19 protein-coding genes and 1 pseudogene are annotated in these 26,051 nt (G+C 68.1%); 10 read left to right on the forward strand and 10 right to left on the reverse strand.

The features are described from left to right. Positions 1-217 precede the first annotated feature (217 nt). The 6 genes from Pmi06nite_RS36225 (at position 218) to Pmi06nite_RS36250 (ending at position 11,191) form a co-directional block, all read left to right on the forward strand. Positions 218-1,756 carry a PstS family phosphate ABC transporter substrate-binding protein gene (locus Pmi06nite_RS36225; RefSeq protein ID WP_203957730.1) on the forward strand — a complete coding sequence of 513 codons (1,539 nt, stop codon included), beginning with the start codon at positions 218-220 and terminating at the stop codon, positions 1,754-1,756. Positions 1,757-1,998: 242 nt separating this feature from the next. Next, positions 1,999-3,129 (forward strand): HupE/UreJ family protein, encoded by a 1,131-nt coding sequence (locus tag Pmi06nite_RS36230; RefSeq protein WP_203957731.1) that lies wholly within the window; start codon positions 1,999-2,001, stop codon positions 3,127-3,129. A 30-nt stretch (positions 3,130-3,159) separates the two neighbouring features. Continuing rightward, a complete protein-coding gene (locus Pmi06nite_RS36235; protein ID WP_203957732.1) occupies positions 3,160-7,878 on the forward strand; it encodes an outer membrane protein assembly factor BamB family protein in 4,719 nt (1,572 codons plus the stop codon). A gap of 249 nt (positions 7,879-8,127) precedes the next feature. Next, positions 8,128-9,018: an alpha/beta fold hydrolase gene (locus Pmi06nite_RS36240; RefSeq protein WP_203957733.1), complete on the forward strand. Its 891-nt coding sequence runs from the start codon at positions 8,128-8,130 to the stop codon at positions 9,016-9,018. A 90-nt stretch (positions 9,019-9,108) separates the two neighbouring features. After that, entirely contained in the window at positions 9,109-10,092 is a 984-nt protein-coding gene (locus Pmi06nite_RS36245; protein ID WP_203957734.1) for a GlxA family transcriptional regulator, read from the forward strand. A gap of 214 nt (positions 10,093-10,306) precedes the next feature. Further along, entirely contained in the window at positions 10,307-11,191 is an 885-nt protein-coding gene (locus tag Pmi06nite_RS36250) for a hypothetical protein (protein ID WP_203957735.1), read from the forward strand. A gap of 109 nt (positions 11,192-11,300) precedes the next feature. Here Pmi06nite_RS36250 and Pmi06nite_RS36255 read toward each other — a convergent pair whose 3' ends face one another. After that, on the reverse strand, positions 11,301-14,000 hold the full coding sequence (locus Pmi06nite_RS36255) for a M36 family metallopeptidase (RefSeq protein ID WP_239114443.1): 2,700 nt from the start codon (positions 13,998-14,000) through the stop codon (positions 11,301-11,303). Between the two features lie 753 nt (positions 14,001-14,753). Between Pmi06nite_RS36255 and Pmi06nite_RS36260 the strand changes: the two genes are divergently transcribed. Together Pmi06nite_RS36260 and Pmi06nite_RS36265 are read left to right on the forward strand one after the other, a co-directional pair. After that, entirely contained in the window at positions 14,754-15,563 is an 810-nt protein-coding gene (locus Pmi06nite_RS36260; protein WP_275409644.1) for a helix-turn-helix transcriptional regulator, read from the forward strand. A gap of 99 nt (positions 15,564-15,662) precedes the next feature. Beyond that, on the forward strand, positions 15,663-17,453 hold the full coding sequence (locus Pmi06nite_RS36265; protein ID WP_203957737.1) for a sensor histidine kinase: 1,791 nt from the start codon (positions 15,663-15,665) through the stop codon (positions 17,451-17,453). A 96-nt stretch (positions 17,454-17,549) separates the two neighbouring features. Here Pmi06nite_RS36265 and crcB (Pmi06nite_RS36270) read toward each other — a convergent pair whose 3' ends face one another. The 4 genes from crcB (Pmi06nite_RS36270) to Pmi06nite_RS36285 form a co-directional block, all read right to left on the reverse strand. Further along, entirely contained in the window at positions 17,550-17,924 is a 375-nt protein-coding gene (gene crcB / locus Pmi06nite_RS36270; RefSeq protein WP_203957738.1) for a fluoride efflux transporter CrcB, read from the reverse strand. After that, positions 17,921-18,268: a DUF190 domain-containing protein gene (locus Pmi06nite_RS36275; RefSeq protein ID WP_203957739.1), complete on the reverse strand. Its 348-nt coding sequence runs from the start codon at positions 18,266-18,268 to the stop codon at positions 17,921-17,923. Before Pmi06nite_RS36275 ends, crcB (Pmi06nite_RS36270) begins: the two co-directional genes overlap by 4 nt. Beyond that, positions 18,265-18,750: a fluoride efflux transporter CrcB gene (gene crcB, locus Pmi06nite_RS36280; protein WP_203957740.1), complete on the reverse strand. Its 486-nt coding sequence runs from the start codon at positions 18,748-18,750 to the stop codon at positions 18,265-18,267. Before crcB (Pmi06nite_RS36280) ends, Pmi06nite_RS36275 begins: the two co-directional genes overlap by 4 nt. A 284-nt stretch (positions 18,751-19,034) precedes the next feature. Next, positions 19,035-19,523 (reverse strand): MarR family winged helix-turn-helix transcriptional regulator, encoded by a 489-nt coding sequence (locus Pmi06nite_RS36285; RefSeq protein ID WP_203957741.1) that lies wholly within the window; start codon positions 19,521-19,523, stop codon positions 19,035-19,037. Between the two features lie 233 nt (positions 19,524-19,756). Here Pmi06nite_RS36285 and Pmi06nite_RS36290 point away from each other — a divergent pair, with 233 nt between their 5' ends. Then, positions 19,757-21,400, forward strand: a complete 1,644-nt coding sequence (locus Pmi06nite_RS36290; protein ID WP_203957742.1) for a carboxylesterase/lipase family protein — start codon at positions 19,757-19,759, stop codon at positions 21,398-21,400. Between the two features lie 151 nt (positions 21,401-21,551). On the opposite strand, the gene Pmi06nite_RS36295 is transcribed toward Pmi06nite_RS36290, so the two are convergent. Beyond that, positions 21,552-22,157, reverse strand: coding sequence for a trimeric intracellular cation channel family protein (locus Pmi06nite_RS36295; RefSeq protein WP_239114444.1), 606 nt, complete (start codon positions 22,155-22,157; stop codon positions 21,552-21,554). 200 nt (positions 22,158-22,357) lie between these two features. Next, positions 22,358-22,930 (reverse strand): suppressor of fused domain protein, encoded by a 573-nt coding sequence (locus Pmi06nite_RS36300; RefSeq protein ID WP_203957744.1) that lies wholly within the window; start codon positions 22,928-22,930, stop codon positions 22,358-22,360. Positions 22,931-23,006: 76 nt separating this feature from the next. On the opposite strand from Pmi06nite_RS36300, the gene Pmi06nite_RS43255 reads away from it, so the two are divergent. Continuing rightward, positions 23,007-23,135, forward strand: a complete 129-nt coding sequence (locus tag Pmi06nite_RS43255) for a hypothetical protein (protein ID WP_505882777.1) — start codon at positions 23,007-23,009, stop codon at positions 23,133-23,135. Here the strand turns inward: Pmi06nite_RS43255 and kdpA are convergent. The 3 genes and pseudogenes from kdpA to Pmi06nite_RS36315 all read right to left on the reverse strand — a co-directional run. Further along, positions 23,132-24,784: a potassium-transporting ATPase subunit KdpA gene (gene kdpA / locus Pmi06nite_RS36305; protein WP_203957745.1), complete on the reverse strand. Its 1,653-nt coding sequence runs from the start codon at positions 24,782-24,784 to the stop codon at positions 23,132-23,134. The genes Pmi06nite_RS43255 and kdpA overlap by 4 nt on opposite strands. A 2-nt stretch (positions 24,785-24,786) precedes the next feature. Continuing rightward, positions 24,787-25,659 carry a potassium-transporting ATPase subunit C gene (locus Pmi06nite_RS36310; RefSeq protein WP_203957746.1) on the reverse strand — a complete coding sequence of 291 codons (873 nt, stop codon included), beginning with the start codon at positions 25,657-25,659 and terminating at the stop codon, positions 24,787-24,789. Between the two features lie 2 nt (positions 25,660-25,661). Beyond that, positions 25,662-26,051, reverse strand: a pseudogene (locus Pmi06nite_RS36315) (potassium-transporting ATPase subunit B); the annotation flags it as partial.

Below are 26,051 nucleotides of genomic sequence, written 5' to 3' on the forward strand. Positions count from 1 at the left end.
GCGCGTCGCGCTGAGCCTTCGATCGGTCATGGTCCTGCCGAAGTGGGGGCCGTTCTCCACTTCATCGCCAGGGCGTGAGCCGAACTCTTGACGAACATCGGAGAGCTGGTCCGTTAAATCACTCTGATCCTCATTGTCGCCACATATGGTGACCAAAGATCAGATATGGCTCATTGCCATGCGGATTCCAGGGACATTCACAGGGGGCGTCGCGCGCGTGGACTGGTTGACCCCCGAGAACGTCGTCGCCGTGGTGGCGGCGCTGCTCGGCCTCGTGGCCCCCGCCGCCGGCGCCGTGTACCAACTCCGGACCCGCCGAGGAAAACACATCGGCCACCGCGTGCAGATGGACACCTCCATCGGTGGCAACGCCGGCGACGGACAGGCCCAGCCGGACGCGCCGCTCGGGCTCTTCACCGATCAACCCGGCATGTCCAATCCCACCCTTGCGCTCGTCCGCATCGAGAACACCGGCACGAGCAGCATCTCCGACGCCGACTACACCAACCCCGACAAGAATCACGGCCTCACCGTGGTCTTCGCCGAGCGCACCGTACGAAGCGTCGAGGTCATCCCCGACGCCAAGGCAGAGCATCTGCTGGGCCACTTCGTCCCGGTCGAGGGCAAGGGAGGGATGCAGTACAACGGCAACACGATCCGGCTGCCCCGCGTGCCGCTCAATGAAGACCAGCACTTCAAGCTGCTCGTGCTGCTGAGCGGAGGCCGCGCCGGCGACAAGATCGACGTCACCGGGGGCATCCAGGACGGCAAGGTGGAACGCACCCGCAGCATGTCGGTCGACGACAAGCCACCCCTGTTCAGCAAGCCCGCTTTGGGGACCACCATCGTGCTCGCCGTCTGCCTCCTCACGCTCGCGGGCATCATCGTCTTCCGGCAGCCGGCGCCCCCCATCGGTTGCGCAACGGGAAGACTCAGGGTGGTCGGCTCCACGGCCTTCGCCCCCGCCATGAAGGAACTGGCCAGTCGGTACGGCGCGGAGTGCCCGGGTTCAGAGATCACCGTGGACGCGCACGGCAGCAACGAGGGCGTGCGGGAAGTCGTGGAAGCGGGAGGCGCGGGCAACGGTTCGCCGGCCCTGCTCGCGCTCTCGGACGGCCCCAAGCCGGCAAGCTTCACGCAACTGAGGGAGGACCGGGTCGCCATCGCGGCCTTCGCCCTGGTGGTCAACGACAAGGTGAACGTCAAGAATCTGACGGTCGACGAAATACGCCGGGTCTATCGGGGCGATGTCGTCAACTGGAAGGACCTCGGCGGCCCCGACCTCCCCATCCGGCTCGTCAGCCGGGACGCCAACTCCGGTACCCGCGACCTGCTCCGCCGGCGCATCCTCGACGGTCAGGGCGAGCCCGCCTTCACCTCCCGGGACTGCGAGAACAAGAACTCCCCTCAGGACAAGGTCGTCCGCTGCGAACTCGGCAGCACCGGTGAGGTGCTCAAGACCGTCGCCCGGCTGGAGGGCGCCATCGGCTACAGCGAACTCGGGGCCGCCGCCACCACCAAGGGCCTGCACACGGTGAACATCGACGGCCACGAGCCATCGATCAAGGCCATCGGAGACGACACCTACCGCTTCACCGAGATCGAGTACGCCTACACCGACGGCGCACCGGCCTTCGACTCCCTGACCTCGAGCTTCCTCCATTACGTGATCAGAGGCAACGGCCAGGAGGTGCTGAAGGCCTTCGGGCACCTGCCGTGCTTCACGCCGGACGGCCTCAAGCGCTGCCAGTCGTGAGCCTGGTGCTCCACGGTCGGCGTTCCCGGCCGCTGCCGCGCGGGGTCACCCTGCTTCGTACGCGGGCGGCGTAGCCGGGCGACAAACCCGGCTTTCGGCGCCCAGAAACCCGGCTTTCGGCCGGTGGGTGACCGGCAGCGGAAGGGTCGGTGAATTGGGCCGTCTCGAGTTGCCGGGTGCGGAGCGAGCACTGCAGGGTTGGGAAACGACCGCCGTTCCCCCCACGACGGAAGTGCCTGCCTGTGCGTCTCCTGGCGTTCCTCACCGCCCTTGTCGCCGTGCTCCTCGTCGCCGCTCCGGCGCAGGCGCACGTCCGCGCGACCTCGGTCTCGGTCGACCTGCGCGGCCAGGGCGACGGCGTCGCGGCCGTCGTCGACGTGGAGTACGACGTCCTCGCCCGGCTGCTGAGTCTCGACGGTGCCCTGAGCCCGGACGCGGTCGGCGTGGACGGCGCGGCCCCCGAGGTGCCGACCGAGGTGCGGCGCCGTTCGCTGGACGCGCACACGAGCGACGTGGCGGCGTACGTCGGCGGGCGGCTGCGGCTGAGCCGCGGCGCGATCGGGTGCACCGCTGAGGACGACGCCCGCGTCGAACTCGCCGACTCCGGCGCGGCGCGGGTCGCGCTCGCCTACGACTGCCCGGCGTCCGGCATGCTCACCGTCCGCAGCGACATCTTCCGCGCCTCCGACGGCGTCGTCGACGAGACCACCACGCTGGTGGCCTACGACATCGATGGCCGCCGCGGTTCGACGTTGCTCGACACCGCCCACACCAGCGTCACAGTGGGGCGCACCGACCTGCTCAGCGAGATCCCGCGGTTCGTCCGGCTCGGGGCGGAGCACCTGCTGTTCGGGCTCGACCACGTGCTGTTCCTGCTGGCCCTGCTGCTGGGCGCGAAGCGGCTGCGCGACGTCGTCGAGGTCGCCACGGCCTTCACGGTCGCGCACTCGGTGACCCTGGTGCTGGCCGCGATCGGCTGGGTCAGCGTGCCCGGGTGGATCGTCGAGCCGCTCATCGCGCTGTCGATCGCCTTCGTCGCGCTCGACAACCTGCTCTCGCCGAAGACGAGCCACCGGCTGCCCGTGGTCCTCGGCTTCGGGCTGCTGCACGGGCTCGGCTTCGCGGGCGCGCTCAGCGTCGACGGCCCGCTGTCGGCCTCGACACTGGCCGACCTGGTCTCCTTCAACGTCGGCATCGAACTCGTCCAGTTGACGATCATCGCGCTCGCCTTCCCGGCGCTGCTGTTCCTGCGCAGGGTCGCTACCACGCCGGTCGCCGCCCGCGCCCTCATGCTCGGCACCGTCGCGGCGACCGTCGCCGTCGCCGGTGCCGGTCTGGTCTGGTTCGTCGAACGCTCGCCGCTCCTGACCTGACAGCCCCTCTCCCCACCCCGAAGGATCCCGATGTCCGCGTTCACCTGGACGCGCGCGCGCCTGCGCGTCGTCCTGTACGCCACCACGCTGGGGCTTGCCGCCAGCGTGGTGGCGGGCCCGCTCGCGTCTTACGCGGCGGCCGCCATCGACCCGCCGGAGGCCACCGTCAGCGGTGTCGCGTACGTCGACGCCAACGGCGACGGCCGGCGCGACCCCGACGAGGTCGGCCTGGCCGGCGTCCGCGTCTCCGACGGCAAGGTCGCCACCACGACCGCCGCCGACGGCTCCTACTCGCTGACGATCTCCACCGACCGTCGCAAGACGGACATCGTGTGGGCCGGCCAGCCGCGGGGCTACCGGTTCGGCCTGGACGAGTACAAGGAGCCGAGGTTCTGGGCCAACCTGGGCCAGCTCGCCGACGACGCCACGCCGACCGCGGACTTCGCGCTCGTCCGTGACGGCCTCTCAGACGGCGACACCTTCTCCTGGGCCAACATCGCCGACCCGCACGTCAACGCACAGCTGCCCGACCAGATCCGCGAGATCAACTCCACGGGCACCGATCTGCGCTTCATCGCGGTCAGCGGCGACCTCACCAACGACGCCAGCCAGGGGCAGTTCGACACGTATCGTCGCGGCGCCCAGCAGTCGGCCGTCGGCGTGTGGCCGGCCGTCGGCAACCACGAGTACGCGAGCGGGTCGGCGTACGCGGACAAGATCGACAACTATCGCAAGAACGTCGGTCCGGAGTGGTACTCGTTCAGCTACGGCAACCGGCACTTCGTGGTGCTCGAGAACAACGGCTCGGCGCCGTTCGACGAGGAGCTTGACTGGCTCAAGGCCGACCTCGCCGCGAGCGTCCCGCTCGACGACAACCCGAGGAACGACATCGAGCTCGTCGTCCTCACCCATCAGCCGATGAACGTCCCGTTCGGTTCGCCGTCGGAGTACGACGCCTTCGGTGACGTGCTCGAGAAGTACAAGGCGCAGCTGATCCTGGTCGGCCACGAGCACTCCAACCACGTCGAGAACAACTCGGCGTTCGCCTCGACCGCCAAGCACATCCAGACCGTGTCGAGCTCGTACACGATCGACAACGCGCCCCGCGGCTTCCGCTACATCCACATGGCGGGCCGGGGCTTCGACAACCCGTTCCGGATGTACGGCGAGAACGAGCACCTCACCATCGTCAGCCCCGCGCCCGGCTCGAAGGTGCCGGCCGAGAAGTTCCCGGGCATCCAGATCAACGCGTACGACACCGGCGACGAGGTCGTCTCGGCGCGTTACCGGATCGACGGCGACAAGAACTGGATGCCGCTGCACCACAGCGGCGAGTTCACCTGGCAGGGCGACCTGCCCCACAACCGGCAGAAGGCCGGCAAGCACAGCGTCGACGTGCAGGTGGTCGACGCGGCAGGCAAGACCTGGACCAAGTCGGCGGACTTCACTCTCACCCACGAGCCGGCGCTCAAGCCGGTCGCCGGGGGTGACTGGGACCAGCACCACGGCAACGTGGCCCACTCCGGTGTCGCGCCGGCGCAGGAGGCCGGCCGCCGCCTGGCCTGGAGTTTCCGTACCGAGGGCACCTTCCTCACCGGGTCGCCGGTCATCCACGACGGCGTCGTCTACGCGGGCACCCGCGACGAGAACGGCGACGGCAACAGCCGGATCTACGCCGTCCGGCTGAAGGACGGCAAGGAGCTGTGGAACGTCAAGGTGCCGCAGTCGATCCACGGCAGCCTCGCGTATGGTGACGGCCTGGTCTTCGCGCCGACCCTCGGCTCGGAGCTCTACGCCGTCGACGCGAAGAGCGGCGAGCTGCGCTGGAAGGCCGTGCCCGAGCAGGCGCCGGCCCCGAACAACCAGCGCACCTACGGCTACTACTCGCCGGCCGTCTCCGGCCACACGGTGCTCTGGCCCTACCAGACCCGCTTCGGCATCGGCAGCCAGGGCGTCCTCAAGGCGCTCGACACCCGCACCGGGCGGCAGATCTGGGCCTCCCCGATGTCCGGAGCGACCATGAGCGACGGCACGCCCGCCGTCATGGACGGCACCGTGTACGTCGGCAACGAGACCGCCGACCGCGTGCTCGCCTACGACCTGGCCACCGGCGCCCGCAAGTGGACCGGAACCGAGTCGCTCGGCAGCTGGCAGGACGGCGTGCCGACCGCGGCCGAGGGAAAGGTCTTCATCGGCGCCAACAACGGCATCGTCGCGCGTGACGGCAAGACCGGCGCAACGCTGTGGACGTACAACAGTTCGCGCTCCTCGCTCGTCTCGAGCGGCTCGACCCCGAGCGCCGCGGCCGTCAAGGACGGCGTCGTCTACATGGGCTTCCCGAGCGGCGCCGTCGTCGCCCTCGACGCACAGACCGGCAACGTCATCTGGGAGCGGGCGCTGCCCGGCGACATCTACCACGGTGGCGTCATGTCCAGCCCGGTCGTGGCCGGCGACACGCTCTTCGTCGGCGCCAACAACGGCAAGTTCTACGCCCTGGCCTCCGACACCGGCCAGATCCTGTGGAGCCACGAGATCGGCACCTGGGTGGGCGCCGGCCCGGCCGTCAGCGGCAACACCGTCGTGGCGGGCGCCTGGGACGGCAACCTCTACGCCTACGTGCCCGGCGGCGAGTCCGCACGGCGCTGGGCGACCGTGACCGGCACGGTCAGCGACCCGGAGACGGGCGCTCCGATCGCCGGAGCGAAGGTCACCGCCGTCGCCGACGGTCAGGACACCGCGGTGACCACCACCGACGCCCGGGGCCACTACCGGATCGGTCTGCCGGCGTCGACCTGGACCGTCACGGCGGCCAAGCGCGGCCTGATCGCCGACGGCCGCTCAACCGCCGGTGTCACGGTCCGCACCACCGGCAACGCGACGGCCGACCTGAAACTGATCAAGGTGGTCCACCCGGTCGCCGGCAAGTCGACGTACGCGCCGGACTACGGCAGCGGCAGCACGCGCACGGACGTCGTCACGGGCAAGGAGTACTACTACCTGGCCAACGACAAGATCCGGGCGTCCGTGACGCCGTACGCCGCCGGCGACAACGGCGTCGGCGGCAACAACCTCGCCGGTGGTCTGGGCCAGGGCGCGCTGACGGACCTCATGCTCAACGACGCCAACGGCGCCGAGACCCTCGACTGGGGCGAAATGCTGCTGCGTCCGAGCCTCACGCCGCCCGACTCGTGGGACCGGCCGAACGACCAGCTCGACCTGTCCGACCTCGCGGTCGACGGCGCCGCGGTGGTCGGCAACGGTCAGTACCGGGCGAACCCGGCCATCAAGGCGCAGGTCCGCTACGAAACCCTGCCCGATTCTCCGATCGTGAAGATGACGGTCAAGCTGACCAACACCGGCACGACGGGCTACCAGGGCTACTTCAACTACATGATCGACCCCGACAGCTCGGCCGACAACGGCCGGATCCCGGGGTTCAGCGGCGTCAACCCGGGTCTGAAGACCTCGGGCTGGACCGGGAACTACGTCTACGTCGGTGCTGACGCGGCCACCACGAACGGCCAGGCCGCCAACGGTCTCGCGTGGGCACTGGACACGCCGGCCGCGGTCGGCGCGTACGGCTACATCGAGGGTCTCTACTACGACGCCACGATGGCGCCCGGTGCCACCAAGCAGTTCAGCTTCTACCACCTGACCGACTACGCGACGGCCGGCGGCGACCCCACCGGCAACATCGCGAAGTGGGCCGACGAGATCGACCTGCACGACGCGGCCGTCCCGGACGCCGCTCGCGCGGCCGGCACGATCACCGCGGGCGGCGCCGCCGTCTCCGGTGCCCGGGTCACCCTCGAGCAGGCCGGCACGGCGGTCGCGACCGCCGGCACCGACGCCCAGGGCAAGTACCTCGTCAAGGCCCCGGCCGGTCGGTACGACGTCCGGGTGTCCAAGCTGGGCTACCAGACGGCCACCGGCACGGTCACCGTACCGGCGGCGGGCAGCGGCGTCGCCGACGTGGCGTTGAGCCCGGTCACGGTCGAGGCGAGCTACGGCAAGCAGATCGGCTCGGGTCTGGTCGAGGCGGGCTACGGCGACGTCATGCTCGAGAACGACAAGCTCTCGATGGCGATCGCCGACGCCTACAACGACTCGCAGCTCTCCGGCGGCACCCGCGGCAAGCCGGTTGACGTCGCCGTCCGCGGCATGGCCGACCAGTTCGACTGGATCAACCTGCCCTACGTCTCGGCGACCCAGCCGACCGGCAGTAGCGCGTGGGACATCCGGTCGGTGGCGGCGACCGACGTCCAGATCGTCCAGGCGACCGGTGACAAGGCCGTCGTCCGGGTATCCGGGCCGGTCAAGGGCTTCACGGGTCTGACGGCGGCGACGACGTACACGCTGAAGCGGGGAGACGACTTCGCCACGGTCTCGACGGAGCTGAGCAACTCCGGCTCGGCTCCACTCAGCGTGTGGACCGGTGACGCGATGGACCACGACGCGGCCGGCCAGGCCAGCGTCATCCCGGGCGCCGGCATCGTGACGCCGGGTGCGACGGCGGCGTACGCCCCGACCAAGCCGTACATCGGCATGACCGGGACCGACCCGCAGGTCTTCGGCCTCGTCTACGGCACGCCGGCCGGCGCCTTCGACGTCTACGCCGCGGGCAACTGGGTGATGAGCCGGTTCAACGTCGACGTGCCGGCGGGTGGCTCCTACACCCTCACCCGCAAGCTCGTCGTCACCCCGGGCACCGACGCGGTGGGCATCCTCGACGGCGTCCCCGCGCCGTAACGCACACCCGCCCCACCACACGGGGCCGGCCCGGACTCCAACCGGGCCGGCCCCGTGCGCCGAGCCGCCAGAACAACGCGGAGGTCGCGTCAAGTGGACGTGGCCGGCGTGCCGTTCGGGTCAGCCTCTGACCGGAGCGGCTGTCCGTCTGACCGATCCTGCCCGCGGTTGTCCCGTCGGGGGCCGTCCGGCGTTCAATCGACGTGTCGCGGATGTCGCGGCTGATGGAGCGTCAGGAAGGTACGGCAGATGACCGAGTTCGTGACTCTCGACGGCGGGCGGATCGCCTGCGATGTGATCGGTGACGGGCCATTGGTGGTGCTCTCGCATGGCATCGGGAGCGGGCGGCACGACTATCGCCATCTCGTGCCGTTGCTGGCCGACGCGGGCTATCGCGTGGTGAACACGGACATGCGCGGGCACGGTGAATCCAGCCTCGACTGGCCGTCGGTGACCGGGAAGGCTGCCATCAGCCGCACCGATGTCGCCGGTGACCTGCTCGGGGTCATCCGGCACTTCGGCGGGCCCGCGGTGATCGTCGGGCACTCGCTGTCCGGCGGCGCCGCCACCATCGCCGCGGCTCAGGCGCCGGAACTCGTCACCGCGATCGTGGAGATCAACCCGATCACCAAGTCCCAGCGACTGGATGTCGGCGCGTTGTTCACTGTCCGGAGGTACCGCCGGGGTATACCGCGGTTGATGGGGGCGCTGCTGTTGAAGTCCCCGAGGTTGTGGCGCAGCTACCTCGATGTCGCCTATCCCGGCAAGCCGGATGAGTGCCGTCGTCACATCGACGGCCTGATGGCGGCACTCCGACGGCCCGGCCGATGGGAGGAGTTCATGAAGACCGGCAAGACCGGTCCGGCCGACGCCGAGGCGCATCTGCCCGGGGTACGGTGTCCCGCGCTGGTGATCATGGGCTCCGAGGACCCGGACTTCTCCGACCCGGTGGCCGAAGGCGAGGCGATCGTCGCGGCCATGCCTTCCGGCATCGGGCGGGTCGCCGTCGTCGACGGCGGGCACTACCCGCACTCGCAGTTCGGCGATCGAGTCGCCGAACTGATCGTTCCCTTCCTGCGGAAGCATGCCGGCAAGCCGGTGCGGCAGGTGGGTGGTCGGCCCGGCCGGCCGGTCGCGTGATTGGCGGGGAGAGCTGTTCCGCCACGAGCACACGCGTGCGACGGTCATGCCGGATTACGGCAAAGCCCTTATAACCGCCAATATAGGGACATGCCAGTGCTTCGCACCGTTCTCCTCGTGGTCTACGACGGCATTCAGCTGATCGAGCTGGCCGGCCCGATGGACATCCTCGGTGCGGCGAACACCGCGACCGAAACCGCGGTCTACCGTCTGGTGACGGCGTCGCCACGCGCCGGTGTCGTCACCGTCGACAACGGGCTGACGATGCAGGTCGAGCACTCGCTGGGGGAGATGGCGTCCGGCGACGACGAGATCGACACGATGATCGTGATCGGCGGCAACGGGGTCTTCGACCCGGCGGTGTCCGCCGAGGTGGTCCGGGAGCTTCCGGCACTCGCTCGGCGGTCGCGCCGCGTGGCCTCGGTCTGCGCGGGCTCGCTGCTGCTGGCCGCGGCCGGGTTGCTCGACGGCTACCGTGCGACGACACATTGGGGGTCGACCCGGCTGCTCGCCGAGCGTTTCCCGCGCGTGCTCGTCGAACCGGACCGGATCTATGTGCGCGACCGGAGCCGGTGGACCTCGGCGGGGGTGACCGCCGGCATCGATCTCGCGCTGGCCCTGGTCGAGGACGACCACGGCACCGAGGTGGCGCAGTTGATCGCCCGCTGGTTCGTCGTCTTCACCCGAAGGCCCGGGGGCCAGGCACAGTTCAGTACCCAACTGCGTGCGCAGCCCGCACGGACCCCGGCGATCCGGGCTGTACAGCAATGGCTGCCCGACCATCTGGGAGAAGATCTGAGCGTGGCCGTGCTGGCACGGCGGGCGGGGATGAGCGAGCGGAGCTTCGCCCGTGCCTTCCGCGCCGAAACCGGCAGCACCCCGGGCGCCTTCGTGGAAAGCCTGCGTGTCGAGGCGGCCCGCCGCCTGCTGGAGACGACGGACCTGACCGTCGGCGCCATCGCCAGGATGGTCGGCTACAAACACGGCGAGACACTGCACCGGGTCTTCGCCCGGCACCTGACCACCACCCCGGAGCGATATCGGCAACACTTCTCGGCCGGCGCCTCAACCTGACCACCGCTGCCAACCACTCGGTCCAGGATCCGTTTACGGAAACGCGAAGAGGCTGCTGAAGCTCTGACGGTTACGCGCCGGCCGGTGCCTGGACAAGCAGTCGGCGGCACGCCTTCCGGCGGCTGACCGCGTGACGAGATCGCGAGCCCAGGCCGAGCGCACACGTCCGATTCGTTCAAGACGGGCCGCGGCACCCAGCGATACCGTCGCGTTCATGAACGATCGGTTCGCCGCTGGACGGAAGTTCCTCTTACACCAGGGCAGGCTTCTTGAACGGCGCCTGTTCGCCACCTGCTTCGAGGGCGCTCCCGGCAACGGAGTCGTCGACGTCCTGAGAGGTTACGTCAACGACGACGGCGGTTTCGGTCACGGACTTGAGCCCGACAAGCGCTGTCCTGCCAGCTTGCCCATCGACGTCGAGGTCGCTCTTCAGGCGATGACCGCGGCTCAGACCGTCGATCCGTCGCTGGTCCACGGTGCGTGCGAGTATCTCGCCAAGGTCGCCGCCGACGCGGACTGCCGCGCAGCCGTGCCCCTCGCGTTCCCGGTGATCGAGGCGTACCCGAGGGCGGCGCATTGGACGGAGTGGACCTATCAGCCGGGCCTCAACCCCACCGCGGGGATCGTCGGCCTGCTCTACCGGCTACGGGTGAACCACCCCTGGATCCCCGCAGCGGCGCGGTATTGCTGGGAACAGCTCGACAAGGCGGACCTGCCCACCGACGCTCACGCTTTGAGCGAGGTCCTGGTCTTCTTGGAGCACACCCCGGAGCGCGACCGCGCCGGTTCGATGGCAGCCAAGGTGCGCGAAAGCCTCGTCGAGGCGTCATGGTTCCGTTTGGATCCGGACGACACCGGCTATGGGCTTTCCCCGCTGACCGTCGCGCCTTTCGCCGACAGCCTGTGGCGCAGCCTGTTCGCCGACGAGGTCATCCAGGCGCACCTCGACCGCATGGAGCGCGACCAGCAAGCCGATGGCGGGTGGCCGATCGCGTGGGAGCCCCCCAGCCAGGCGGCGCTTCTCGAATGGCGAGGCATCGTCACGCTACAGAGCTTGCGCACCCTGGTGTCCTTCGGCCGACTCGATCCTCGGCGTTGACCGTGCCGACGCCACAACGGTCGACGTTGTGCCGGCACGCGTTCACGCGGGGCGCAGAAGGGCGGCCCAGCCGTCTGGGCCGCCCTTCCCGCGTGATGGGGTCGACGGGTCAGTGGGAGAACGCCTGGAACTCGGCGGCCCGGATCTGACCGGCGAACGCGCTGGCGGTGGCGCAGTCGGTAGTGGAGTTGGGGTCCTTGTCCTGCTCGCCCGCGTACAGCGGGTTTCCGGTGCACTGGCTGGACACCGTGCGCAGCATCAGGTGGGTCGCCTTGGTCTTGCGGACGTCGAACGACTTGATGATCAGATCGCCGCCGCGGGGACGCGGGACGCTGGTGTCGAAGGCTCCCTTGGGACTGGTGTAGATCCTGGTGTAGTTCGCCGGGTCGGCGCAGTCGGTCCCGTGAGTCGAGTCACATGCCAGGACCTCGAAGGCCCGCAGCGCGCTGAACCGGTTCTGGCCGCCAGGGTCGGAGAGGTCGCCGGTGTCCGGACGGAGCATGGCGCTGACCGCGACCTTGCGGATCTGGACGGCCTGAGTGCCCGCCAGGTCGACGACGACGGACCGGCCGGCCACCGGGGCGGTGAGCGATGCCCAGTTCGTCGCCTCGGTCTCGTCGATCAGCTTGGCCTGGTTGACTCCGTCGCCTGTCGCCGCCGCTCCTGCCGCGGCTGAGGCGTAGTTGCGGGACATCTCCACGCGCAAGTCCCTGACCTGGTTCTTCTTCACCGTGGACGTGAACCGCTTGTGGCCGAAGCCGGGACCCGCCGCGACGAAGGAGTAGGAGCCGGGCACGATCTGGAAGGTCGCGCCGAGGGCGGTGACCGGATCCGTGTCCGCGATCGGGACCGCGCGGCCCTCGTAGTCGCCCACGTACAGCCGGACGGGCGCGTCAGCGGCTTCCCCCGCCGGGTCCAGGGTCAGCGTCGCGTTGCCGCCGTCCGGGGAGGCGAAGCTGGGCGTGGGGTCGGGGTCGGCCGTCCCGTTGCTGGCCGCGCCATCGCCGAGGCCGTGCTCCGCGAACGCCTTCCACATGATGTCCTGGTTGGCGCCGCCGAAGCGGATCCTGTCCGCGGCGAGCATCGCGTCCCGCATGTCGACCATGCTGAGGTTGCCGGCGGCCGTGAGCAGGAACGCGTCGAAGTGCAACTGGACCCATCGCCGGTTGCCCGGGCACTTCTCGAGTGACTTCCTGCCTTCGGCGCAGGCCTGCTGGTCCTTGGACGAGCCCTTGCCGTACCTGTCGATGAACGCGTCGCGCACGTCGAACTGGGTGGCCGACCAGATCTCACCGTCCGCGTGCACCTGCTGGCCGACCAGGTCGTAGGCGATGTCGCTGTAGTTCAGCGGTGACTTCGACATGTCGTAGTTGCGGATGCCCCGCTCGGGGTCGCCGGTGACGTAGCCGCCCGTCACGTACGGCGTGTCGCCGCGCGGCCGGAAGCCGTTCTCGAAGAGGTACTCCATGGCGAACAGGTCGGAGATGCTTTCGCCCATCGCTCCGGCCTGGGCTCCGCTGAGTCCCGCGTTCGGCCCGGCCACCATGCGGTTGGAGATGGCGTGGGTGAACTCGTGCCCGATGACGGACATGTCGTAGTCGCCGTCGACGCACGGCGCGTAGAACGCACCGGCCTGCGGCTGCCACAGGTACATGTTGGTGATCGGGGCGACGCCGTCCACCGGGGTGATCTGGTTGGCGTTGTTCCTGACCGACAGGACCCTGGCGCCCGCCTGGGCGTTCCCGCGCTCGGGGTCGCCGCCGAGGCCGCCGCGTTCACCATTGCTCGCCTGCATGTTCCAGGCGGTCTCGGTGAAGCCCAGGCGGTACGACCAGTCGTGCATGCGGTTGTGCATCGCGTTGAGGTTGCTGATCGCGGCCTCGAGATCCGCCTCGCCGGGCTGGTCGAACGCGGCCGGGTCGCACTTCGCCTTGAACCACTGGTTCTGCCAGGGGAAGTCGTAGTTCCGGCTCGGGGTGAGGATGTTGGTGCGGGTGCCGACCGACGAGGAGGACCCGTTGGCGCGGTTCTCGAAGGTGCGTGCCGCGTTGCCGAGGCTGGTGTTCGTCGGCGTGTCCGTGCTGTGGTCGACGTCCCAGGCCTTGCCGGTGGCGGGATCCCCGCCGACGACGTAGTCGCACCCTCGCCCGGGGCTGACGCACCAGGTCTGGCGCGTGTCCTTGGAGGAGTAGTCCGCCGGCGGGTTGGCCGGGAAAACCGACCATGACGGACCATCGGGATCGAAGTGATCGACCAGGTTCTCCCTGAGCAGGATCTCGCCGGTGGCGGCGTCGACGTAGGTGGTGTACGCGGTGGGCTCGTCCTCGGCGTCGTGCCCCTCGTCGATCAGCGTGACCTGGTAGGCGCGGTGCACGCCGTCGGCGGCGGGGACGGCCACCTCTTCGACCTGCTTGGTCGAGGCGGCGCTCAGGTCGATCTCGCCGTCCGCGGCCGCGGCCTCAAGTGCCTGCTGCTCGGTGATGGCCGCGGCGGGAGGCGTCTGTGTGGCTCTCGACAGTGTCGATGAGGCGTACACGACCTTGCCTTCGTTCACGCCGATGGACGCGAGGCCGTCGTAGCCGGCGGGCAGATCGCCGAATCTCTGCCGCAGGAGCACGACATGTCCCTCGCCGATCGGGTTGACCGCGACCGTCTCCAGTGCGTCGACGGCTTCGGCCTGCAGGCCGAAAAGGCTGGTGTTGGCCTTCAGGTAGTCGCGTGCGGCCTGTGCGGGGTCGGCGGGGAGCCCTTCGGCGAGGGGCGCTTGCGAGGTGACGAGAGCGGGTGTGCCGAGGTTGTTCCATCGCACGGTCGCATTAGAGGGCTTCTTCGGCGAGGGCGGGGGCGCCACTCGGCCCCTCCTGTTGTCCTTATCCGGCTTGCCGTGCCCATCTCCGTGGACGGCCGGGAGTTTCCGCTGCTCCTGCTTCGATTCGCCTTGCGCGGTCCCGGCAAGGGGAACGGCGAGTGAGGCTGCGGCTAACGCGGCGATGACGATGCGTAATCGATGAGACGGCGACACACATGCCTCCAGAATGGGACGTGACGGGTCATTGGCAGCGTCCAACTTGATATTGGTAACACTCAAAAGAAATATTGACAAGATCGCTCACATCATGAAAAGTGAGCAGAAAATAGTCAGACACCCAAGGTGATATCGATCCGCCTGAAAAGGTCCGCCGCCGAATGGAACGCCACCTTGATTGGGCCGGACCGTCTTGCCCGTCTTGATGAGATCACGGAGGCACCAGTCATTCCAGCTAGCAGGATGACGGGAGGTCATGCTTGCGGGGTCGGTGATGGACGCTGCCTTCACCATGGGATTCCGTGCTGCCCTCGGCGACGGGGAGCCTGTGCGGCGGAATCCTGATAGGGACCGTATCCGCAGGAAGGGGCAAGCCGGGATCGCGACGATCCCTTCTGCCGGCCGGTTCGAGATCGCGGCTCAGTCCTGATCTCGGTGGCGGCGATCAGCGGAGACGTTGCGGTGGTGGATGATCATCCGGGGAGTAAGTCAGAGTCGCTTCCCTTCCCCCAGAGCTTCGCGCGGTAGGAGGACGACATGTGCACGAAGAGTCCGTTCGGAGAGTTCCTCAGGGCGAGACGACGGCTCATGACCCCGGCCGAGGCCGGAATGTCCTGCATGAATTCCCGGCGCCGGACGCCGGGCCTGCGCCGCGAGGAGGTGGCGTTGCTGGCCGGAGTCAGCAGCGATTACTACACGCGACTGGAGCAGGGCAGACAGCGCCATCCGTCGGAGCAGGTCATCGACGCCCTGGCACGAGTCTTCCGCCTCGACGCGGCCGCTACCGCGCATCTCCACGATCTCGCGCGCCCCCGAGCGTGCCATCAAGAGCGCACTCATCGGCCCGTCGCCCCGGACGTGGTCCGGTTGATGGAGCATTGGACGCACGCACCGGCATTAGTGGTGAACCACCGCTTGGATGTCCTCGTCCGCAACCGGCTGTCCACCGCCTTATGGAGAGGGTACGAGTACATCGACAACCTGGTTCGGTTCACCTTCCTCAATCCGCAGTCCCGTGAGCTCTTCGTGAATTGGGAGGGGGAGGCCGCCTTCAAGGTCGCTCATTTGCGCACCATGACGGTAGTGGTCCCGGACCCCTCTGTGCACAAGCTCATCGAGGAACTGGCAGACAACAGCGAGGACTTCCGCCGACTCTGGGCACGCCATGATGCGGGCGTCACAACGCAGGCATCATGGCCCTTGCGCCACAGAGAATTCGGCGACCTGCGTCTCTGGCGCCAGAAATTCCCCATCGAGGATGCTTCCGGCTACCTCCTCTTCGTGGCCCAGGCCAAGCTCGGCTCCCCATCGGAGAGCACACTCGCCAGCATGGCCGATGCCGCATAAGCGGGCCCTGGGCAGCTACTGATGTGTCGACTCGCGGCCACCGGGCTCGCCCGCGACCATGGAATCTCCGCACGGTACACACCGGAATACAATGGGTTAGTGCAAGCGAGGCTGCCGTCGCTGCTGCTGCGCCAGACTCCATCCCGGACGGTCGGTGTCTTGGCCGGCGCCGCATGCGTCGCCGCGGTGACCCTGCTGCTCTTCCCGCTCCGGCAGTTTGTGCCCTCGAATTCGCTCGGCGTCGTTTATCTGCTCGCGGTGCTGCTGATCTCGACCGTATTCGGCCGGGGGCCTGGACTGGCGACGGCTGTGGCCAGCGCCGTTGCCTATGAGTACTTTCACCTGCCGCCCTTCTATCGGTGGACGCTGACCGGTAGCGGGGAATTGGTGACGATCTTGGTCTTTCTCGCCGCCGCGCTGCTGGCCGGCTTCGTCGGGGACCTGGCCCGGTCACGGGCGGTGGAGGCCGAAGAGCAGCGCCGCACGGCCGACCTCGCCGCCGACCTCGCCCACCTGCTGCTGCGTGCGGAGGACCTGCGTACGGCACTGCCGGCAGCCGCCCAGTGCCTGGCTCGGGCGCTCGAACTGCGCTACGCGGCGATCGAGCAGGCGGTAGTCGCCGCCGACGCGCGCTATGCGGCGCTCCCGCTGCGCGACGGAGCCACTCAGATCGCCACCCTCCTGATCCCCACCGATCTGCCGAAGCCGACGATGCTGCGGCTGCGCCGGCAGGTGGTGCCGTCGCTGCGGGCCCTGCTGGCCGCGGCACGCGACCGCGAGGCCGTCGCAGAGGAACAGGCCGCGCTCCGGCGCATCGCGACGCTGGTCGCCGGCGGCACCAACCCATCCGAGGTGTTCAACGCGGTCACCCGGGAGATGGGCCGCATCATGGGCACGCGATACACCGACATGAATCGGTTCGAGGCCGACGGCACGCTGACCATGCTCAGCCACTGGGATGATCATGGCGGCCGGGACCATTTCGTGCCGCTTGGCTCGCGCTGGCCGATCGAAGACATGCCTGTGGCGAGGATGGTGTGGCAAACCGGGAAACCGGCGCGGCTCACTACCTGCGACGAGGATGCCGGCGAGTTCCTCAGGCGCGCCCGCGACTGGGCGCTGGGGTCAGTGGTCGGTAGCCCGATCATGGTGGAGAACCAGCTGTGGGGCGTGATGATCGTCTTTTCGCGCGCAGAGGATCCGCAACCCGAGGCGATCGAGGAGCGCATGATGAAGTTCACCGAACTCCTCGGGACCGCGATCGCCAATGCGGAGAGCAGAGCCGAGCTCACCGCCTCCCGTGCCCGCATCATCGCGGCCGCTGATGAGTCCCGCCGCCGTATCGAGCGTGACCTGCACGACGGAGCACAGCAACGTCTTGTCACGCTCGGGCTGGAGCTGCGAAAGGCCGAAGCCATGGCGCCGCCCTACCTCAAGGCCCTCCTGTCTCACACGGTTGAAGGTCTGGCCGGCGCTGCCGACGATCTTCAGGAGCTCTCCCGTGGCCTGCACCCGGCGATGCTGTCCAAAGGGGGCCTCTGCCCGGCCCTCAAGATGCTCGCGCGCCGCTCCTCCGTGCCGGTCGAGCTGAACGTAAGCGATGTCGGCCCGCAACCCGAGCGCGTCGAAGCCGGTGTCTATTACGTCGTTTCGGAAGCACTCACGAACGCGGCCAAGCATGCAAAGGCCTCAATAGTTCACATTGACCTCACCGTCGACGACACGGCCGTACGGCTATGCATCCGTGACGACGGAATCGGCGGAGCCGACCCCCGCAACGGCTCGGGGCTCATCGGCCTCAAGGACCGCGTAGCGGTGATCGGCGGCGAAATGGAGATCACCAGCCCGGTGGGAAGCGGGACATCCCTGGTCGTCACAATTCCCTGCTGAGGATGGGAACCTGCGCGGTCCCTCGACTGAACCGCCCCGACGGCGATGGGAAGATCCGGTGGGTGAAGTGTGTGCGTCCGCGCGGGATGCGCTCACTCATTGCCAGATGGCCTGCGCCAGTGCGGCGCCGATGAATGCCGCTCCGAGGCCGGCGACCACGCTGGCGATGACATTGGCGGCGGCGAAGAAACGCGCACCGGTCTCGGCCAGCCGCAGCGTCTCATAGGAGAACGTCGAGTATGTGGTCAGGGCTCCGCACAGCCCTGTGCCCAGCAACAGGTTCAGAGAGGACGAGGCGGCTCCCGCGGCAACCGCGCCGGTCAGTACGCCGAGGATCATGCAGCCGATGACGTTGACGGTGAAGGTTCCCCAGGGAAAGACGGTGTCGTGCCTGGCTTGAATCGCCCGGTCGGTCAGATACCGCAAAGGTGCGCCCACGATGGCGCCGGCGATGACCAGCAGCCAGCTCACCTAGCGGCCTCTCTGCCCACGTGGCGGACGACCTCGACCTCGTCCAGGATCGCCAGGCCCTCACCGACCAACTCGTCGAGTTGCGGCAGGAACGCACGGATCGGTTCGGCGGCGTCCACGATCACAATGACAACGGGGAGATCCTCGCTCAGCGACAGCAGCCGTGTGGTGTGGATCCGAGAGGAGGCTCCATAGCCCTCCACGCCCCGAAACACACTCACTCCCGCGAGGCCGGCCTTGTGTGCCCGGTGCACGATCTCACTCGACAGCGGCTTGTGGTGCCACAGGTCGCTTTCGCCGATGAAGATCGTCAGCCGTAGTGCCGTCCCGGTCAGACTGGTCATCTTGCTCTCCATCCGATGAACCGGCGCGTCATCCTGGCAGCCGCCCAGACCGCCGCCAGAGCCGTGAGCAATGTCAGTGCCAGATAGGCGAGCCCCGTCCCGGCGTGCCCGGACGCCACGAGACGCTGGATATCGACGGCGTATGTGGAAAAGGTGGTGTAGCCGCCCAGGATCCCGGTGCCGAAGAAGGGACGCACCAGGCGGTGTGCCGCCCACAACTCGGTGATCACCACCATGAACACCCCGATGACCGCGCAACCGGTGAGGTTGACGAGCAGCGTCGTCCAGGGAAACGCGCCTGGCAGAGGCGGCCACAACAGCGACGCCCCGTAACGGGCACACGCCCCGATGGCACCACCGGCCGCGACCACGGCGACCACCGGCCCCTGACCGTGCCACAGTTCCCGCCGCCATACCGGGACCGAGAATTCGACATCGGAATCGATGGGCTCACCCGCCAACTCCGGCTGGGGTGCATCCATCCGTCCACCTCCTACCCGTGTGCGCGCGCAGGCGCATTCGACACCAGGTAGGGACCGTTGGCGGCATCACCTGCCGCGGTTCGGGTACGGCGGGCCCCACCGCCGCGCGGCACCCACAGAGGGGGTGACCGCTGTCTATCAGACTACCGGGGTCACGAACGGCTGCTGTCCTCGCGGGCCGTGCGCAGGAGGCGACCGATCACCACCGATCGGCGCTCGACCTCGCACCCTCCGAAGCGGAGCGTCGGTTTCCGTGCAACCGGCTGCGGCTGCACTGACGAAAATCATCCGGCGGTCGGCGCTGGTCTGGACGGGTGCGCCGGGGCGTCGAGCACGGTGTGCAGCAACCGGTTGAGCGTGACATCGTCGCCGGGCGCCAGCCCGACAGTCGCGGCGTCGATTCCGGCGACCACCGGCCAGGCGCGGGCGAGCAGCGCGTGCCCCTCGTCGGCGAGCTGCATCCCCGAGCGCCGTCCGCGACCCTCGGGACCGGTGCGGTGGAGCAGCCCTCGGTCGATCATCGCGGTGACCGCGTCGCGCGCGCTCTGCGGGCGGATCTGGAGCGCCCGAGCTAGTTCGGACTGGTTCATGCCGGGCCGGGCACCCAGATAGGCCAGCATCCCGAACTGCACCGGGGTCAGTCCATGGACGGCCAGGCGGTCCGTGACCATCCGTTCCACCCGCCGGCCCACGCGGATCACGGTCCAGACGAGTATGTCGTCGATGTCACCCTCGCTGGGCGCTGGTCGTCGGTCGAACGCTGAGTCCGGCACGGCACTCCTCTCCTCTTGCAGAAGCAGGTAACTGCATCTTACAGTTACAGGTACCTGTAATTCTGCTGCTCCCTCGGCGCAACGCAGGGCCTGATCGCACCGGCCACGGGGTCATCGTGCTCGACGAGCGTGGCGGACCTTCACAGGCCCGGGCCGGCGGCTACCGATTGCGACTCGGCTCGCGCGCGCTGGGCCCTGGCGCAGTTGCCGCCGGCACCGGGTGACTCTCGTCTATGCCGGTGATGCCGGAAACGAAAGACGGATTGGATCTGACCGGAATGAGAAGACTCGCGAGGACTTTGGCAGCGACAGTCGGCATTGGTTTGTGCCTCACGACTGGAACAGCCTGTGCCGCCGAGCGTTCGGCGCCACCGGCAGAGCTGCGAATCGACAGCGGGCCGCTGCGGGGAACTGACCAAGACAACATGCGTGCCTACCTCGGCATCCCCTATGCGGCGCCACCCGTCGGGAACCTCCGCTGGAAACCGCCCCAGCGGCCCCGGCCATGGACGACGACGTTGGATGCGACGAAGTACGGCAACTATTGCCCGCAGAACGCGGATCTCGGTGTCTTCGGACGGCCGGGCGGAGCCGAAGACTGCCTCAACCTCAATGTCTTCGTGAGCAAGAAGGCGTCACAAAGCAAGAAGAAGCTGCCCGTGCTCGTGTGGATTCACGGCGGATCCATGTGGGTGGGGGCGAACCGCGACTACGACGCACGCAAGCTCGCCATGGACGGTGAGACCGTCGTAGTGACCATCAACTATCGCCTGGGTCTGCTCGGTTACTTCGCCCATCCGTCACTCGATGGCGAGGGGCACCCGTTCGCCAATTACGGGCTGATGGATCAGCAGTTGGCCCTGGACTGGGTGCAGCGCAACATCTCAGCCTTCGGGGGCGATCCTGGCGACGTCACGGTCGCCGGCGAGTCGTCCGGCGGCGCCAACGTGCTCGCTCACGTCGTGTCGCCGCAGTCGGCGGGTAAGTTCCAGCACGCGATCGCCATGAGCGGCGCCGTGATCGCGACGAAGTTCCCGGCCTTCGCGGCACCGAGGCCACTCGACTTCGCGGAGCGGAAGGGAACTGATTTCGCGAAGGCGGCCGGTTGTGAGAACGGCGGCGCGGAGTGCCTGCGCAACCTTCCTCTCGACAAGGTCCTCGCGCTGCAGACTCCCTACTTGCACAAGCAGGTCATCATCGACGGGAACATCATTCCCATGCAGCCGAGCGAATCCCTGAAATCCGGGAAGTTCAACCGGGTCACCTTGATCGATGGAAATACCCGCGACGAAGGGTCCTTCTTCGCGGCGTTCCCCGAGAACGTGAGCGGTGCGCCACTGACCGCCGAGGATTATCCCCGCAGACTGGAGACGTTGATCGGAAGCCCGGCCCTGACTCAACAGGCCCTCAAGGAGTATCCGCTCGATGAGTACAGCAATCCCAGCGAGGCATTCAGTGCGGCACTGACCGACATGGCCTTCGCCTGTCCCGGACGGGCGATCAACCGTTGGGTATTCGATAAAACCCCTACCTACGCCTATGAATTCGCCGACCGAACGGCACCGTCTTATCTGGAACCCACAACGTTCGCAATGGGGGCGGCTCACACGTTCGAGCTCGCGTACCTCTTCCCTGGATTCCACGGCGGAGCCGGTGAACCCGTCGAACTGAATCGGCTCCAGGCCAAGCTCTCCGCGAAAATGGTGAACTACTGGTCCACGGCGGGACTCGCCGCCGAACGGGAAGCAGAATGGCCGCGGTACACGCCAGAACAGGACGACTACATGTCTCTGACGCTTCCTGAGCCCAGGATGACATCGAAAAGCTTTGATGACGTCCATGACTGTGGCTTCTGGGACAAGACCGGGATCTACTGACCAACCGGTAACCGTCGCGACCCCGCAGAGGCCGGCCGCGCACAGCCGTTGCCTGGTTGCCTCTTTGGTACCCGCCGCGGCGGCGGATCAGACCGTGATCAAGCCGTCAGAAGCAGGACGAAAGAGCTCTTTGTCGTCGTAGCCCAGGGCCTCAGTTCATGCCCCTGGCCAGCGGGGCGCGCCAGCCGTACCGCATCGCGAGAATGCGGAACGCGAAGGCGAGCACGGCCGAGGACAGGGTGGCGACGAACCCCCGCACGCCCAGCGTGTACAGCACGGCCATAGCCGTCGAGCCGAGCATCGCCGGCACGGCGTAAAGCTGGCGGTCGTAGAGCAGGGTCGGCATCTCGCCGGACAGGATGTCGCGGATGACGCCGCCGCCGACCGCCGTGCAGACCCCGAGGAACACGGCGTGCACCGGCGCGAGGCCGAAGTACATGGCCTTGGTGGTCCCGACCGCGCAGAACAGGCCGAGGCCCGCCGCGTCGAAGACCAGCACCCCGGGCATCGCCCGCTCGACCTGCGGATGCCAGAAGAAGGCGATCACGGTGGCTGCGACCGGCACGAGGAGATATCCCGCATCCCGGAAGGCGGCGGGCTGCACGCCGATGAACAGGTCACGTATGACGCCGCCGCCGACGGAGGTGAAGAACGCGAGCACCGCCATGCCGATCACGTCGAGTTTCTTGTGCACTCCCTGCAGCGCTCCAGACAGGGCGAACACGAAGATTCCGGCGAGGTCAAGCACGGGCGTCACAGCAGTGCAGTCTCCCATGAACCCCCCGAGCAGGGCCGACTGCCCCTTAGGGCCCAGATGACGACCAACCGGGCGGAAGCCGCAGTCGACCCACGCCGCCGTCGCTCAGCACCGAGACGAAAACCGAATAGCCCCCTGTTCAGCCGCTGCGTGGGGCCGCACATACCGGTGAGGATCGACCCCTGAGATCGTGACCGCGGTCAAACGGCCGGCGGCCGGGTCACGTCGTACATGTCCCAGTCCGACGTCCAGAACGCTTCGAGGCCGTTTTCTCGGATGAACTGCGATTCCACCTGGTGGATCGGATAGCAGCCCGCGATGTTGATGAGATCGTGGCCCTCGTGCTTGTTTGGGCTGACGTCGATGCCGAGGAAGTCTTCTCGGTCGAGGACCGCAGGGGCGAAGATCACAAATCCGGTCATCGCCGTCTCCTCGCTTACGGGCCCGCCGAGACGGAGCGTGTCGCCGTAGCTGAACGGGCACTGCCCGCGCAGGCTCTCTGCCAGCCATCCCACGGCCAGGGGCCAGTCGATTTTGTCGGAGCGGACGCTGATGCAGAGTTCCGGGCGGCCAAGGCGCCAGTCGGGGTGATCGCCGAGCGACAGCCCATAGGTGAATCCGGTGATGTAGCCGGGCTCAGGAAGGTCCTTGTAGATCATCACGGCGATGCGCTTGAGTCCCGGCTTGGTGGACTCGATGGGCTGGAAGAGGGGCTCCACGCCACCGGACAGGTGGTCCAGGTGGGCGAGGTAGCGTTCCACGCGACTGGGCACGTTCCGATCTTCCCAGAAGGCTCAATCCCACCAGAATTCCCAGGCGTTGAATCCCACGAGATGCTCGGCGTACGCGGTGCGTCTGGCTGCGATACGGCCCACCCACACCCCGGCTGTACTGATCACACGTGGCCGGCTGGTCGAGCAACTGGCCAAGATCGCCAAACCGTGCGCCGGACGGGGTCCGGCGCACGGACCGGGCTAACCGAGCAGGCCGTCGGCGAGGGGGCCGAGGGAGAGCGCGGGCAGGAAGTTGAGCAGCGCGACGATCAGCGCCACGCCCGTGGCCAGGGCCACGAAGCTGACGCCTTGGGTGCGCAGCGTGCCGGCGGTCACCGCCTGGGGTTGCTGTCGCACGAGGCTGCCGGCCAGGGCCAGGACGAAGGCAATCGGCAGGTATCGCCCGATGAACATGGCCGCGGTCATCGTGAGGTTGTAGAACATCGTGTTGCCGTTCAGCCCGGCCATGGCGCTGCCGTTGCTGTTGACGTTGCTGGTGTAGGCGTACAACACCTCGGTGAGACCGTGGGCCCCCACGTTGCCCATCGAGGACACTCCTGCCGGGAGACCTACAGCCAGGCCGGTGAAGGCGAGGATGAGGGTGGGCGAGACCAGAGAGTAGAGCACCACGAAGCGCATCTCGGTGAAGCCGATGCGCTTGCCCAAGAACTCCGGCGTACGGCCCACCATGAGACCGCCCAGGAAGATGGCCACCAGCACGACCATGATCAGGCCGTACAGGCCACTGCCCGTGCCGCCGGGAGCGATCTCGCCCAGCATCATGGCCGCGAGCAGGACTCCGCCGCCGAGACTGGAGAAGCTGTCGTAGGAGGCGTTGAGCGCGCCGTCGGCGGACGCCGTCGCGGAGACGCCGAAGAGCGTGCTCGCGGGGATGCCGAAGCGGGTCTCGGTACCTTCCGTCTGGGCGCCCACCGCCTGTGCGACCGTGCCCGTGTGGGCGGCCTGGGCGAGGTTGCCGGCGATGAGCAGCAGGCCGAACAGGATGCCGACCACGGTCAACATGGTCCAGCCCAGCCTGAGGTTGCCGGCCATCCGGCCGAAGGTCCTGATGAAGGCCGTCGGGACGATCAGCATGATCAGGATCTCGAGGGAGTCGCTCAGCGACGAGGGGTTCTCGAACGGGTGGGCGCTGCTGGCGTTGAAGAAGCCGCCGCCGTCTCCGGTCATGAGCTTGACCGGCTCCCAGGAGCCGACGGGGCCGCCGATCAGGGTCTGCGTGCCGCCCGCCACCGTGTTCACGGCCTGCGCGCCGTCCAGATTCTGCTGGACGCCCATGCAGATCAGCACGATTCCGAAGAGGACCGCCAGCGGCAGCAGGACACGGAAGACGCTGCGGACCAGATCGACCCAGAAGTTGCCGATCTCCGTGCCGCCCCGCCTGACCAGGCCGCGGATGAGTGCGAGGCCGACGCACATGCCGACGGCCGCGGAGGCGAAGCCCTGCACACCGAGCCCGGCCATGACGGCCAGGTGGCCCGTCGTGGCCTCGCCGGCGTAGTTCTGCCAGCTCGTGTTGGTCGTGAAGCTGACCGCGGTGTGCAGCGCCAGCTCCCATGACATGCCGGGGTGGCCGAGCGACCACGGAAGGGAACCCTGGAGAGTCAGCAGCGCGAACAGGGCCGCGATGCCGAGCACGGAGAAGGCCATCAGCGCCAGCAGATAGTGGCGCCAGTCCTGCTCACGGTCGGGATCGATGCCGCAGATCCGATAGAGGCGGCGCTCGATGGCGAGGTGGCGGCCGCCGTCCAGGGTGCGGGCCATGTAGTCGCCCACGGGGACGTGGAGGACCACCAGGAGGGTGAGGACGAACAACGCTTGCAGCCAGCCGTACATGATCAGGACTCCCGGTCCAGCGCGAGGTTGAGCGTCAGCACGTTCACGCCGGGCTCCCCGAGGAAGCCGAGCGCACGGCCGGTGGTGTTCTGCTTGATGACGTCCTCGACCCTGTCCAGGCTGAGGCCGCGCTCCCTGGCGACGCGGGGGGCCTGGAGATCGGCGTACGCGGGGGAGATGTGCGGGTCGAGGCCGCTGCCGCTCGCGGTTACCGCGTCGGCGGGCACCGCGGGGTGGGCGGGCGCGTCGCCGCGGACGGGGACCACGAGCGCCTTGCTGTAGTCGTCGCCCGGCTTGGCGCACTCCACGGCGACGCCTTCGTAGGCGGCGAGGAAGGGAGTGGCCGGGCAGGCCTGGTTCAGGCTGACCACGCGGGTCGCCCGACCGCTCAGGCCCTGCTCGCGGAACACGCCAAGTACGGCGCCCACGCCATCGGAGGTGCAGTACGGCCGGGCACCGCTGACCTGTTCCAACTCACCGACGGCCTTGCTCCGCGCGCAGACCTGGGTGAGCAGGCTGAGCTTGCCCGACTCGGGGTCGGCCGGGTCGGGAAGCACGTCGACGACGCTCTCCGAGCCCTGGTTGCCCGCCCCGGTCGCGCCCGGGTCGTAGCCGTCGCCGGCGGCCGAGGGACGGCTCTGGAAGTATCGCTTGATCGGTTCGCCGTCCGTGCCCGTGAAGGACTGACCGACGAGTTCGCTGCCGGCGATCTTCCCGTCCTTCTCCACAAGGGAGCCGCCGGCTCCGCGGCCGAAGACCGCTTGAGCGATGCCGGTCATCGCGAGTGGATAGAGCAGGCCGAGGGCGAGGGTGAGCACCACGACGACCCGCAGGGCGGCCACGTGGTGGGCGAGCCACCGTGGAAGACGGTTCATGATCATATTCCTGGGATGAACTGGACGACGAGGTCGATCAGCTTGATGGCCACGAAGGGCACGATCACGCCGCCGAGGCCGTACACCCACAGGTTGCGGGCGAGCAGCTTGGATGCGCTGGAGGGCCGGAAGCGCACGCCGCGCAGGGCGAGCGGGATCAACGCGACGATGACGACGGCGTTGAAGATGACGGCGGAGAGGATGGCGGAGAGCGGCGAGTGCAGGCCCATGACGTTGAGCCGGGACAGGCCCGGATAGATGGGCCCGAACATCGCGGGGAGGATGGCGAAGTACTTGGCGATGTCGTTGGCGATCGAGAACGTCGTCAGCGCGCCGCGAGTGATCAGCAGTTGTTTGCCGATCTCGACGATTTCCACGATCTTCGTCGGGTC

Origin of the sequence: Planotetraspora mira (assembly GCF_016863275.1) — a bacterium.
Lineage (GTDB): Bacteria > Actinomycetota > Actinomycetes > Streptosporangiales > Streptosporangiaceae > Planotetraspora > Planotetraspora mira.